At 38.4% G+C, this 15,314-nt stretch carries 7 protein-coding genes; 1 reads left to right on the top strand and 6 read right to left on the bottom strand.

The window, feature by feature from the left end; translation table 11 throughout:
* The first annotated feature begins 97 nt into the window (after positions 1–97).
* Positions 98–715, top strand: a complete 618-nt coding sequence (locus tag F6K06_RS19115) for a Uma2 family endonuclease (protein WP_287242769.1) — start codon at positions 98–100, stop codon at positions 713–715.
* A 59-nt stretch (positions 716–774) separates the two neighbouring features.
* Here F6K06_RS19115 and F6K06_RS19110 read toward each other — a convergent pair whose 3' ends face one another.
* The 6 genes from F6K06_RS19110 to gltB form a co-directional block, all read right to left on the bottom strand.
* Positions 775–1,716, bottom strand: a complete 942-nt coding sequence (locus tag F6K06_RS19110; RefSeq protein WP_287242768.1) for a hypothetical protein — start codon at positions 1,714–1,716, stop codon at positions 775–777.
* A complete protein-coding gene (locus tag F6K06_RS19105; RefSeq protein WP_287242767.1) occupies positions 1,716–2,852 on the bottom strand; it encodes an FkbM family methyltransferase in 1,137 nt (378 codons plus the stop codon). Before F6K06_RS19105 ends, F6K06_RS19110 begins: the two co-directional genes overlap by 1 nt.
* 44 nt (positions 2,853–2,896) lie before the next feature.
* Positions 2,897–5,542, bottom strand: coding sequence for a glycosyltransferase family 4 protein (locus F6K06_RS19100; protein WP_287242766.1), 2,646 nt, complete (start codon positions 5,540–5,542; stop codon positions 2,897–2,899).
* 13 nt (positions 5,543–5,555) lie between these two features.
* Positions 5,556–8,495, bottom strand: coding sequence for a TylF/MycF/NovP-related O-methyltransferase (locus tag F6K06_RS19095; RefSeq protein ID WP_287242764.1), 2,940 nt, complete (start codon positions 8,493–8,495; stop codon positions 5,556–5,558).
* A 215-nt stretch (positions 8,496–8,710) separates the two neighbouring features.
* Complete coding sequence (locus F6K06_RS19090; protein WP_287308952.1) at positions 8,711–9,133, bottom strand: M48 family metallopeptidase; 423 nt, start codon at positions 9,131–9,133, stop codon at positions 8,711–8,713.
* Between the two features lie 374 nt (positions 9,134–9,507).
* Entirely contained in the window at positions 9,508–14,178 is a 4,671-nt protein-coding gene (gene gltB / locus F6K06_RS19085) for a glutamate synthase large subunit (protein WP_287242761.1), read from the bottom strand.
* Positions 14,179–15,314 lie beyond the last annotated feature (1,136 nt).

Below are 15,314 nucleotides of genomic sequence, written 5' to 3'. Positions count from 1 at the left end.
AAAAAATTGTAGCCTTGACAATTGCTGAAACTCAACAGAACTTCTGCTGCTAAGAGCGATTTATTAGACTTGCTTTGTTTTGCAACAAGTAACAGATATGAATACAACAAAAACTAGACTAACTTTTGACCAATTTATCGACCAATACCCAGAAGATGGGGTTATTTACGAACTTGTGGATGGAGAAATCAGAGAAATGCGACCCATTGGTGCCCATGAAAACGTTGCGAATTTAATCCAGAGAAATATTGACCGCGAAATCGAACGGCTAAATTTGGATTTAGTAGTGACACGCACTGCATTGGTAAAAACTGTAACAAAAGAAGGGCAAGAACAAGGGCGAATTCCCGACTTTTCTGTAGTGGATGGGGAGATTTGGGATAGATATCTTTACACATACCAGGGGTTTCGGAAACATTTGAGGTTAGCAGTGGAGGTAACGTCAACTAACTGGGAGGATGACTATGTTGACAAATTTGACGAGTACAAGCATTTGGAGATTTCCGAATATTGGATAGTTGATTATCTAGCGATCGCTTCTCGGTCTTATTTGGGTCGTTCTAAAGTGCCCACAGTTTTTGTTTATCAACTTATTGATGGTGAATATCAGAGTCAAGTATTTCGGGGAAAGGATCGGATTATTTCCCCTACTTTCCCAGAACTAGAGTTGACTGTAGAACAGGTTGTAACTGCTAGTCAACCACGAATAAGGTAAAAGCAATATTTCAAATTGTGTAGCTTGGTTTTTCTTCCTCAAGTTCAGGATTAAACTACTCAATTTTGAGTACCATTTTGCCCAACAAATCTAGCTAACAATTCATCACGAGATAATTGCAATAACAAAGGTACTAACTCAGCAGGTAAAAGAGAAAGTGATGGCTCAATTATTGCCTCTAGTTGGTTATCTATTGTACCAAAACGAACTTTGAGAATATTTTCTATTTGTTCTCGGCGTTCTTCTCGCATACCTTGTTGCATACCTTGTTGCATACCTTGTTGCATACCTTGTTTTGTAGCCTCTTCTAATCTTTGTGAAAAAAGTGGTGATAATCGCATAATTAACTCCCTATCTTCTGATTCTAAATTTTGATTTACTTCTATATTACTTAGCAAATCTGCTAATAACAATAGCGCATTTGAACGAAACAAATTATCCGCTGGCAATGCTTCTAATTCATCAATTGCTGTTGATTGAACTCTTCCTCTACCCAAAATTCTCAGCCAGAGAGTTTCTGGGGTACAAGGTAACTGATGAATTACTACTATTGCTGTCCTTAAATAGTCAGCCATAAAATAGATTCCTGGCAACCAGTTTTGTTCATCTGAAATAGCACCAAATCCACTTAATATTGTTTGGGAAGCTGTAGGGGTTAGTATCCACAACTTGGGATAATCTGCCGACCTTAGTTGAGTCTGCTTACGTTTAGCTTCACGTTGTAATTCTCCACGAACTTCCCACAACTTAAGCATACAATTAATAATTTCATCCGGCGTTGCTGGATTGCGGAATGGTTCAAATAGAGCTGGTATTGTAGCAAAACGCCCCAATAATCCAAGTGCTTCTAGGTTTCCTTGAAGTTGCGATCTAGGTAAAAACCAAACATCTATTTGTCGTGTTTCTCCTCGAACTTCACGGGGTGCTTTAACTTCTCCAATAGTTGATAGTAATTCTTCTAAATATTGTTTGGCAAATTGGTCGTGAAAAAATCTAGTCATCAATCAATTTTATTTGAGGTTTTATCTGAGAAATTTGATAATTCAATTAGGGGAATATTATCTGCTTTAACCTGAGCGATCGCCTCCCCATTCTCATTTTCCAATTTAATCCAACCTTGCAGTTGAGGAATTAAAGCTGACCATTGTATTTGACTCAACTCCCCAACTAAAAAAATTTCTGGTCCCTCATCTACCTCTAATTCTGACTCCATTAACAAGTTCATCACCACGCTAGATAAAATTAAATCTGCATCTTCAGCAGAAATATTGCTGTTATCTATTAATAGAGTCATCTTACTTCTATCTGGATGATTCACCAGATTTTTAATTACTGCTTGTAATTCTAATCCCACTGTTTCTTCTGTTTGCGACCAGTCTGGAAAAATTATCAGATTCAATTTTCTTAATTTTAAATTTGAATATAACTCATCTTCTTTAACTACTGGGTTATTTAAAAAATATTTACTATCAAGATAACCTTTGATTCTTTCCATCGCTGGTAAAGCACCCACTTCTTGCTTAACCACATCAGGGGATTGAGATAAAACCTCTGCTATGTTGTTGGCAAAATTGTACTTAGGATTATCGCCATATTTCCAAGTTAACCACTCTAGGGTTTCCATTGCCACGTCATAAAAACTTAGTATATCGGCAATACAAGCTAACTTTAATAACTTCTCTGGAGTGTTATTAAACGACTCCTCATCGGATGACTTTTGAATCAAATCCTGAAAGTAAAAAGCATCTGTCCACAGCAATTGACCGGGATGCTGTTGAGAAACTGTGGGACCTCTAAGACGGGAATCTCGATGCAAAGTTTCAAAATCTAAGAAGGTAAACCCACTTTTCCTCAGATATAAGTCAACATCCCCAAATAAAGGTTGATTGTCATAGATACTCGTAAATTCTACCTCTACTTTTAGTAACAGAAAGCTTTTTAAAATTTCCTTAGCACCTTCTAAAATTTTGAGTTCTGCTCCTTGAGTATCAATCTGTATAAAATCAATTTCACTGATTCCCTCAGAATAACAAAAATCATCTAAAGTTGTTGTTTGAATCTCTTCTGTGGATACTAATTCTATGAGTTGGGAATTTCCAATAAAGCGATCGCTATAGGACTTACTAGGAGGATACAAAGAACTACAGTAAGGAGATTTAGTAATATATAAAGTTTCAGTTCCTATTTTTCCGTATGTTCGTAGTAACTTTCTACATCTCCTATTTGTCTAAAAAAACCTAGAGGTTGACCACTTTCAATCGTTCCTTTTTCTAAAATTTCTAACTCACTTAAAATCTTTTCAGCTTCATCTTTCTCTGTTAATGATTCAGATTTAATTTGGTTAATCGGTTGTTTTTCAAAGTTATCTTGCTTAGGAATAATATGTTTTGATGATAAATCAATCCAATCCCACTTTTCTTTTAAGCTATCCACCGCTATCGATGGAATGCTATCTGCTTTGACTTGAACTTTTGCTTCCCCATTCTCATTCTCCAATTTAATCCGACCTTGCAACTGAGCAATTAAAGCAGACCATTGTATTTGACTCAACTCCCCAACCAAAACAATTTCCGGTCCTTCATCTACCTCTAATTCTGACTCCATTAACAAATTCATTACTACGCTAGATAAAATTAAATCTGCATCTTCAGCAGAAATATTACTGTTATCTATTAATAGAGTCATCTTACTTCTATCTGGATGAGTCACCAGACTTTTAATTACCTCTTGTAATTCTAATCCCACCGTCTCTTCAGGTTGTAACCAATCTGGGAAAACGATAAGATTAATATCACTAAGCGTAAATAGTTCCCAAGTACCATTTTCTAACTTAACTGCTCTCAATCGTTTGAGATTCTCAACTTCTAACTCTTGGATACCTTCTACACCAACTTGTTTAATTATCTCTAGGTTTTCATATTCCAGTGTAATTTTAGCATCGAGACGATTTATCAAAGATAGCCACTGCGTTTGACTTAACTCTCCTATCACAGAAATTTCCGGCCCATCTTCAACCTCTAAATCTTCCTCCATCAGCAGACTCATAGTTATGCTAGATAAAGCCATATCCGCATCTTCATCAGAAACATTGCTATTGTCTATCAAAAGACACATCTGACCTTTGTCTGGGTGAGTGGCGATCGCTTTTATTACTTTAGCCAACTCTGGGAAAAGATCATCTTCCGGTTGAGTCCAATCTGGAAAAATTATCAAATTAATATCTCTCAAACCTAGCTTTTCTACTATGTCAGTTTTTTCCAAAACAGATTCCAAACTTTTTAGTAACTTTTGAGCAGGTTCCCATTGGGGTACAGCTTCCAACACAATAAACAAAGCTTGCTTTGCCACAGCAAAATTGTCTATTTGGGTTGCCGCTTTTGCTAAATACCAAGCTACACGCCAATGATTGCAACCTAAATTAATTGCAGACGCAAACTCCGAGGCAGCGCGATCATTTCTACCTTGTTGCTGCAATGCTAACCCCGACCATAATCTCAAATAACCATCATTTTGATAATAGTCTCGGTATTGCAGTATTCCCCCTTCTCCCATACCCAGAAGAATTGACGAATTAGCAATTTTATTCTCTGCTTGAAATAGCTGTTGTATGTTTTCCGAATTTAAACTAACACTAAATTCTGGAGATGTATTTCCCAGCGATCGCACAAATAATTTAGCAGCCGCAAACAGCTCCGGTTTTCCCAGTACATCTTCTAACAAAATCACTTCATCAAGTAAACTCGAACTTCTCGGAATCCCCCATTCTCTAGTCTGCTTAGGCCAATTCATTAGCTTTTCATAAATAGGATTAAGTTCCTTCGCAGCATTTTCTGCACCAAAAATCTGTTGAGCATACTCCCTAGCATTTCTTCCCAGTCTTGCCCGCTCTTCGGGATGATGATACAAATATTCAACAGCCCGACTGTACTCTAATTCGCTACCTACAATCAAACCTGTGTAGTTGTTAACAACTAACCGTTTAACACCGCCGTAGGGAAACACAACTGGTGGCACTCCAGCATACATCGCTTCCTGTAAATTTAACTCCGATGCAGCATAAGTATCTTCCCGCAGCGGGTAGCCATAAACATCCAAGATTTCCAGCACCGACTTAATATCTTCAACAAATCCCCGAAATTCAAATCTGTCACCTCCACCAAGCTGCATAGCCTGTTTTTGCAAATAGCCAACATTGCCACCTCCGCACAAAATAAATTTAACGTTAGGTACATTAATTGCCGCTGACATAGCAATATAATTTGGGTGCATTTTCGATAAATTAACATGACCTATGTATCCAACATTAAAGGTTTCGTGAGCTTTCGGATTGACACCATACACCCTCTCAAAGTCCGTAGCTCCATAAACCATACCTGTTTTATTTAACTTTACTCGATCTGTTAAGCTCTGAAATACTTGATGTTCATAAGTATAAGGACTGCAAGCTAGGGCAAAATCTGAATAATCAATTAACTCCTTTGTAATAATTTGCGGAGGTTTATCACCTGCTACATGAAACCAAATCAACAAGCGCATCGGTGGCAGTTCTAACTGAAGAAATTCATAATTACCAGGATTATTCCAAAAATGATAATGTACTATATCAGCCTTTTCTATTTCTGTCAGTACAATGTTTTTATCTGCTGCATTTACTACATTCATTCCTAGCCCTTGAGCCATTTCTATTGCATCAGGACTAGCTGGAGCTAAAGATACAATGCGATGTTGAAAATCACCTTGTTTTGCAGAATACTTAGCTATTGCTATCAAGGCACGACCCGAGCCACCCTGATACAGTCCGTGAATTATATGGAGAATTTTAATCATTGCTGGTTGTAATCTAGTTAGATGATTTACGATATACCTTAATTGTTGAAAATACCCCTGGAATAATAGGAAGAAAAGCCTGAGTTTGGGTTGGATCGGTTGGATACAACAAAGGAATATCCAATACTTCACAACCATAAGTATCTTCCATTAATTCTTGGCAAGCTTGCCTAATACCAGGTTCTTTGCCTCCATGATGAAAAAAGATTGCATCTTGGTTTTCCCTATCTAGGGGAGGTAAATAATCATGGAACATCATAACACCACCAGGAGCCAGGATAGGAAAATAGTTAATAATATCCTCTCGTACACCTTCGTAAGTATGATCTCCATCTACAAAAATAAATACAGGCTGATTTCCATCTTCTGCAAATACCCCCTCCAGTTGAGATGTAGCTTTACCGGAGAACATTCTTAAGTGGGTAACATCGCTTTTAAAATCTTGAAGTATTTGAGCAAACTGGGGTTGTAATCCAGGTTCAATGGCAAATCCTTGTAATTCAGAACTTATTCTTCTTAAAGCTCGACAGGTTAAAAATAGAGAACTTCCAGCAAAAGAGCCAATTTCAACAAACCTTAAGGGAGACTGGGAAATTGGCAGTAGTTGGCGCAAAACATAGTAGAGTTGGAATCTTTCATTAGAGGACATTTGACTGTTAATCCCGTATGCTACCGGATCGTCTTCAGCAAACTCCCTGACTAGAGAAGTATCGAATACTGGATTTATAGGAAACTTGTTAGGATTAGAAAACCAAACCCCTGTATAGTCAATTTGATTAATATCGAACTTCAGCTTTCTAGTCGCTTCAAATTCCTGGACAGCTTGACTACAACCTTCCCAGTGACCATAATCATCTACCTGGATTATACCGTCATTAGAAACGCGATCGTATAAATTCTCCAAGATTGCTTTTGTCGATTCGTACCAATCTCCATCCATGTGCAAAAGAGCGATCGCACCGACTAAATTCCGCATTTTGGGTAAAGTATCCTCAAAATAGCCTTTAACAGTTCGGACGATATTTTCAACTCCTAACTTAGAACATATTTCTCTGGTACTAGCTTCCGGTGCAGCACAAGTACCAGTTCCCCAACCTGTTAAATCAGCCGGAATCCCACCCGCTTTATCCGCTGCAGTTGGGACTGGCATTCCTTCAAAAGAATCAAAAGCGTATAACCAACGTGGTTGTTTGCTGTAGCGTTGAATCACTGTAGCCATAAGTGCTGTAGACCCACCAGCAGCAACACCACATTCAACTATATTCCCAGGAATATTTTCCAAACAAACGCGCTTTACTAGAGAGAAAAGAGAATATAGACGAGCTTCGCTTAACATTGTATAAGGGCGAATACTCTCAAGCAAATCTCGAAATTCTGGATCGTCAACTTTAGCATCAACTACAGCCACCGTCGGATATTGAGTTTGAATTTGAGCTTTCAAATTCTTAGCCTCAATATTGTTAGGAAAGTGTCTTAGTTCCTCAAGTAAAGCCTGGAAAGCATCCGAAATCCGATTCATCTTTATAAAACAGATAGCTCTTAAATAATCTAGTCCTACTACGGGTTGCTTCAGAGATTTTGCCTGGATTAACAGATTAAATGCACGGTCAATTTGATTATTATCAAGAGCTTGATTCGCTTTTTCCATCAACTCTCCAACAGACCCTGGTCTCAGTTCTTTTAGCAGGAAATTACCCTTTTTATGCCCCGGAGTAACCGCTAACAGATGATTCAGGCAGTTAACAGCTTCATTGGTACGCCCTAGTCTTGCTAGGGCAACAGCTTTACCATAGTAGATTCCTGGCGAGTCTTGACCAGAAATAATTGCTTCTTGCAACAAGGTTAATGCTTGGTTATCATTTTTTTGATTGAGCTGTTGTAGTGCTTGCCTCACCAGAACTAAATCTGCGTTATCGTAAATTGGCGTATTAAAAGCAACTTGATTGAAATTTTTGATACTCGAAACTACCTTTTTGGGTTTCCTATCGTTTTCAGGATTAATCGAACTATCAAACTGTTGTTTCCATCTTTCAATAGCATTTGTATCTATTTTTACTGAAGTTTTCCACTCTTTATTGATTTTTATATCTAGATTTTCTTCTATTTCTTCTCTTTTGATAAATGGGAGGTTAAAATCCCTACCCATTTCCAGACAACGATTATCGATAGCCACAATTATAGAGCGTCGCTGATGTTGTAAAGCTCGGATGCCAGCATGAAGTCTTGTTCCCACATAATCTACATCTTGATTCCTTAATAGTTCATCCAATGCTTCTAAGGAAGGATCGACGAACACAAATTTTTTGCTTTCACAAATTTGTTTGGCATAAGAGTAATCAAAATACATCTGAGGCCAAAAATAAATCGTGGAGTAATTTCTTTCTAATATTTCAAAAAGAACTCGATCGTATTTAGGATTTTGATTATACTCTGTAAAAGTAAGTAAAACATTATTAGACTTTTTTTTAGGAATTAGACTGCAATGTTTTTCAGTTAATTTCCACATAGTAGGACATCCAGTATTTAGTCCTTTAAAGCCTAAATCCTGCATTTTTTTATTCGTGTAAGAATCTCTAAAGGAATGGCAATACTCTAGATTGAGAACTTTATTTAAAAGAGAACGAGTATACATATTAGGTTCTATTGACTGATATTGCCACCAACCCAATCCCATAAGTATTACTTTATTCATCCAAAAGTCTTCCTCTGGATGAACGCACCAATGGCTAGTTTTTTCCATATTTGAACTAAGTAAGTTAGTTCCTGCTAAAAATACATAATCTGCATCTTTAATCTTTATTCTTCCTGCGCGAAGATATTCTAAAGCAGGTACTCTATAAAAAAAATCATGAGGAAATACTTCCCTCAATGCTTGATCTACAGCTTCACAAATAATTTTATTCCCTAAGTTAGTATTATTTGTCCAAGTGTCTAGAATTACTATTTTTTTCATGGCAATCTTAAAATGATTTAATTGCTAAATTTTACTTCTGATAATTTTTTACGTTTTTCGGTTGCTTTAACGATCGCTCCCCACCAAACAAACTTCTATCATAATCCCGCAATCTCAACAAACCGATCCCAATGAACTACCAACAACCCTATCTACCTGCAAAAAAATGAAATTATCCTAAAAATAACTGACTAAATCTCAGAAAATTGATACTATTAATTATTTTTTCCAACCTCCAACCTCACCTGCTCCAACACCACTTTATAATCTTCCCTCTCAGGATACAACCCCACCAACTTTTCCAGAGGAGCGATCGCCCCTTTCCTATCTCCCATCTCCAACCTTACTTTCACCAACCCCTCCAAAGCAGTCACATTTTCAGGTTCCCGCTCCAACACACTCTCATATCCCCGCGCTCTTTTCTGCAACTGCTCCTCTACCGACACAACTGGTGCCGTCTCTACCTGTGGAGATTCCTGAAAAGCACTTTTAAACATATTTGCTATCCCAAACAAAGCAGTACCCCCAAAGGATACACACCCAACTAGGGACATTATCTTTTTTAATATCTTACTTCGTTGCTGCCGAGCTTCCATATATTCTTTCTCTGTTCCTTGCATTTGCCACTTTTCTCCCAATACCTACCTTTTCCAGTCTTCCCAATTTTAGCCAAAAAGCGATCGCTTAAGCGATAATGATCCGTATCGCTCCCTAATATTTCGTCCCTTGTCCCAGAAAATTCCTGAAATAAGAGTTTCTTTTCTGGCCAACCTCACTCATTATTATTTTTAATATTTACAATTATTCAGTAAAATGAATAGCGATCGCTCTTTCTATTTTGTCCAATTATTAGATTTCTCTAGTTTTCCCCAAACATTTCTGAAATTTTCTGGTATCTTTTGGGAATATTCCACAATATTTTGTACTTTGTCCCAATCAAAAAAGAGGCGATCGCTTATTCATCGCCCCTACAATTATTCAATACCGAACCTTCAGTTTGAACTTGACTATCCTAAACCTTCACAACAACCTTCTCCTCAGCATCAACACTTGCTTGTGGTGTACCCGCTTCCGAAGGAGGCACTACTTGATAAAACTTCGGCAAATACTCAGACCAACTCGCCAAAATAATTTTCGCCTTCTCACTTCCAGTCCGATCAACGTGCAATGAAATCAAATCCTGCAACTGCGCCTCACCTTCTGGCGTACAAACACGCTGAATAGAAACGATTTCATTATTCACCCTCGCAGGAAAATCACCATCCTCATCCAAGAAATAAGCAATTCCCCCTGTCATACCAGCGCCGACATTCCGACCTGTCTTACCCAAACAAACAATAACACCACCAGTCATATATTCACAAGCATGGTCGCCAGCACCTTCAATAACTGCCTTACCCATGGAATTCCGGACAGCAAAACGTTCCCCTGCTTGACCATTGGCAAACAAAATTCCACCAGTAGCACCATACAAACAAGTATTGCCAATAATTACATTTCTTGCCGGGTCGTAACCAGTTTTGGCAGGTGGCTTAATAATAATCTCCCCACCGTGCATTCCCTTACCAACATAATCATTCGCTTCACCTCGTAATGTTAAAATCATTCCTGGCAAGTTGAAAGCGCCAAAACTCTGACCAGCACTGCCATTAAACATCAGATTAATCTGCCCTTCAAAACCAGTATTACCATAACGACTAGCGATCGCTCCTGCCAACCTTGCTCCAACTGTACGGTCGGTATTGACTAATTCTATTGTCTTGGTAACAGTTCCCTGGTTGCGAATTACAGCTTGAATTTCTCGGTCATCCAGTAGCACGTCATCTAAAACAGAGCCATTGCTGTGAACAGTTCCATGGTTCAACCAACCCCGGTCACTGCGAGTATCTGGCAACTTGAGCAAACAATCTAAATTTAAAGCTGCTGTTTTCGTTAACTGTACATTTTCCCGTGTTTTCAGCAAGTCAGCACGACCCATAACTTCACTCAGAGAACGATAACCTAATTTTGCCAAAATACTCCGTACTTCCTCAGCAATAAACCAGAAGAAATTGACTACGTTTTCTGGCACCCCAGTAAATTTCTTACGCAACTTTTCCTGCTGAGTTGCCACACCCACTGGGCAACTATTAGTATGACAAATTCGTGCCATGATACAACCTTCAGCAATCATAGCAATAGACCCAAAACCAAATTCTTCTGCTCCCATTAAGGCAGCCATGAGTACATCCCAACCAGTCTTCAGACCCCCATCAACCCTGAGAGTTACCCGGTCGCGTAACTGATTGTCCATCAACACCCGATGCACCTCACTCAAACCCAACTCCCAAGGACTACCTGCGTGTTTGATTGAACTTAAGGGGGAAGCACCTGTACCACCATCGTGACCAGAAATTTGAATCACGTCAGCATTTGCTTTTGCTACACCAGCAGCGATCGTACCAATACCAATTTCTGCCACCAATTTCACCGACACACCAGCATTAGGATTAATTTGGTGGAGGTCAAAAATCAATTGTGCCAAGTCCTCAATGGAGTAAATATCGTGGTGAGGAGGGGGTGAAATCAAGGTAACTCCTGCTTTAGAACGACGGAGTGTGGCAATGTAGTTACTTACCTTTTTACCAGGTAACTGACCGCCTTCACCTGGTTTTGCACCCTGAGCAACTTTAATTTCTATCTGTTTGGCATTCATCAGATATTCTGGAGTCACGCCAAACCGACCAGAAGCAACCTGTTTAATTGCAGAAGAAGCGGTGTCACCATTTTGTAATCCCTTGAGATGAGGTAACAAGGTAGACAAACCTTGACCATTAACATCATCCAATACCTTAAACCTTGTGGGGTCTTCTCCACCTTCGCCAGAATTAGACTTACCTCCTATCCGGTTCATAGCGATCGCCAAAGTCTCATGAGCTTCCCGTGACAGCGATCCCAGAGACATTCCACCAGTACAGAAACGTTTCATTATTTCTGCTACGGGTTCCACTTCTTCTACAGGGATGGGAGAGCGATCGCTATTAAAATCCAACAAATCCCGTAAAGCAGTTATAGGTCGCCCTTGCAAATATTTTCGGTAAACTTCATAGTGGTCGTACCCGGATGTTTCTTGCTGTTTACCATTGCCATTAGCATTATTAAAAGTATCAACCGCTTTATGGAGTGCTTTCGCCATCTCCGGACTATTCATGTGATATTCCCCTGTGGGGCGATATTGCACAAACCCATAATTCTCCAACTTCTTAATATTCAATTCTGGGAACGCTCGACTGTGGAAAGCGATCATCTCTTGTGCTAACTCTGCTACTGTTAAACCACCTACCCGAGAAGTAGTTCCTCGGAAAGCAAGTTCCAACAAATCTCCACCGATACCGATGGCCTCAAAAATCTGTGCACCCTGATAAGAAGACAACAAAGAAATTCCCATTTTAGAGAGAATTTTTAACAGTCCCGCTTCTATTGCTTTGCGATAATTTTTTTGAGCTTCTTCGATAGTAATTTGTGCAATCTTACCCCGTTCCATTTGTTTTTGAACTGTTGAGTTCGACCACCAAGAACGCACTGATTCTAATGCTAAATAAGGATGAACTGCACTAGCTCCATAACCAATCAAACAAGCAAAATGATGGGTACTCCAACATTGAGCTGTTTCTACCACCAAAGATACCTTCATTCGTAACTTTTCTTTAATCAAATGATGGTGAACTGCACCCACAGCTACTAAAGGAGGAATATAAGCAAACTCCGCACTAATTCCTCCCTCCATTTTGTCAGATAAAATAATAATTTCCTGACCATTTTTAACTGCTGTTGCTGCTTGTTCGCACAAATTATTTACTGCTGTTTGTAATCCTTCCGGTCCATTAGCTATAGTAAATATAGTAGATAGAGTTTCTGTAGCAAATTCTGACTCGTAAACTTCCCTTAATTCTGCTTCATTTAATAGTGGTGATTCTATCTTTAATAACCGTGCATTTTCTGGGCTAATTTCTAATAAGTTACCCCGCTTACCTAGCAACATATTTAGTGACATTACCATACCTTCCCGGAGAGGATCTATAGGAGGATTTGTCACTTGAGCAAACCTTTGCTTGAAATAGTCATACAGCAAATGAGGCTTTTGAGAAAGTACTGCCAGAGGAATGTCATCTCCCATACAAAATGTTGGTTCTTTCCCTAGATTTGCCATATCAGAAATTACCATTTCTAGGTCTTCTAAACTATAGCCAAAAGCTGTTTGTGACCTCAGCAAAATTTGTGAATCCAACTTAGTATTAGTAACAAAAGGTTGCTTTGTTATCTGCTTTCTTTGTTGTAACCATTCTCCCAAAGGAAACTGCTTACTAATACGTTTTTTAATCTCCCAATTTTTCAGAACTTCATTAGTGGCTAAATCTACAGCAATCATTTGTCCCGGTCCGAGGCGACCTTTTTCGACTATTTCTGCCTCCGGTATTTCTACAACTCCTGCTTCAGATGCCACAATGATTAGATCGTTATTTGTAATACAATAACGCGCTGGTCGCAAACCATTCCGGTCTAGAGCTGCTCCTACCTGTTTGCCATCACTAAACACCAATAATGCCGGACCATCCCAAGCTTCCTGCAAACCACTGTAATATTCATAAAAATCAACAATTTCTGGATAATCTACTAGATCCGGCTGATTCCTGTATGCTTCCGGCACCATGATCATCAATGTTTCCATTGGCGAACGCCCGGAACGTACAATTAATTCCATCACGTTGTCTAGATTTGCCGAATCACTACTTTCAGCATTTACAAAGGGTGTTAATTCATTTAACCGCGCTCCCCAAGTCGATGAGCTTAGACTAGACTCCCGAGCTTTCATCCAGTTAATATTTCCCAACAGAGTATTAATTTCTCCATTGTGACCAAGCAAACGCATGGGTTGAGCCAGAGGCCATCGAGGCATTGTATTTGTGCTGAAGCGTCGGTGGTAAACTGCAAAGGCGCTCTCGTAAGCTGGGTTTTGCAGGTCTGTGTAAAACTCTCCCAGAACAGCTGAACGCACCATTCCTTTGTATACAATAGTGCGACTGGAGAAAGAACAAATATAAGCATCTACTCCCCAAATAAAATCCTCTGCTTCTAAAGCACAACCAATATTACGACGTATTAAGTAGAGCGATCGTTCTAAATCATCTCCTTGCAATGTTTCTGAAACTACAATGAGCTGTTCAATCTGTGGTTGATTTGCTCGTGCTTGTGGTCCTAATACTTCTGATCTGACTGGTACAACTCTCCAAGCAACTACTGTTAAACCTTCTTTAGTAATTACTTTTTCAATTATTTGACGTGCCTGTGCTGCCTTCTCTTCTGTTTGGGGTAAAAATATCATTGCGACCCCACAGCGTTCAGGATCTAACTCCAAATTTTCAGATAATAATTTCCACGGAATTTGACTCATTAAACCTGCTCCATCTCCTGAGTCTTGGTCAGCACTACACCCACCACGATGTTCTAAGCAGGTTAGAGCAGGTAAAGCTTTCATCATAATTTCATGACTCTTTTTTCCTGATGGATGAGCAATGAAACCTACCCCACAAGCATCTCGTTCTTCTACTAGCCATCTTTGGCCGCTATAAGTTTCTTTGTTTACTTTGAGATTTATGGGCGCAGAGATTTGTTTATGTTGGGAATCGTTACTGATTTGATTCATGTTTAATTTACTCACATTATTGTCAACTTTAAGTGAGGGTGTTACCCTTGATATAACTGTTCATCTCATCCTATTGCTACTTGCTTGGGATACATACACTACAAAACAAGTCGCATAATTGAGTGAAATTTTAATATTGTTTGAAGGTTGATATAATACTTGGTATAGTATTTCGTTTTTTCCTCATTTTCTTTACAAAGATATAAGATTTTACAAAAATAGCTCGCTATATTATCAACCACGAAAACCTACAAAACCCATGTTTTTGCTATTTTATCAACTATCTTAACTATTGCTTGAAAATAATTATGATACAAAAAATACTCTAAGTTATACTCAACTTATGTATGATGAAACACGCAGCTCACGCTAATTTCTTGTTTGTCGATTAAGTTAAATTTTATAGTGCGATCTTTCCCAATTATGTTTTAACCTAATATCAATATGAGCTTGAATCTTGCTTTCATGTTGATCGCTTATAGCTCATCATTTAGTTAGAATTGTTTTAATTATTATAGTCCAGTGTTTATTAGATCGAGTAGGCTTATATATTTTTTAACTTTTTCACCCTGATAATATTTAGACTTTAGATAAAAAAATATTTGCTTATGGACATGCCTCTAAAATTAGGCCTTACTTTGATCATGGTGGCCTTATACATACTCACAGTATAATTTTTCAGGATCGAGTTAATTATGATACTGGAGTCAATAGTATACATAGTGTATAAAGCTCGAAAATATCTATGACTTTTAAACAGCTTAAAAAATCTGAAGCAGAATGAAGCAAAACTTAGTTATGAGGACTATAGGTACTAGACCTCTTTAAGAATTAATCTCAAACCCTTGGCATACCTGGGCAAAAACTAAGTTTTCACCAGATGTCTACTATAAATAGTTTTTGATTTTCTCTAACTCTATATATCTATCTAGATATATGAAGATTTGATGTAGATATTCAAAAAGCTTGAATAGGGGGTGACAGTAATAGGGGTAATTTTGCTATGGTTTATATGGTATCCAATTTGACTCGACCCCTAAGCTATTTGTATTCAGTCTGAACCTCTAAAAATACTAGGTGAGAGAATTGTTTGTATACCAGATTTTAGAGATATAGTCTCTAATAATCTCTGAGTT

It is taken from the genome of Okeania sp. SIO1H4 (genome assembly GCF_010672695.1).
Lineage (GTDB): Bacteria > Cyanobacteriota > Cyanobacteriia > Cyanobacteriales > Microcoleaceae > Okeania > Okeania hirsuta.
Note: the sequence above shows the minus strand (reverse complement) of the source record. Positions and strands in the feature narration are given on the sequence as shown.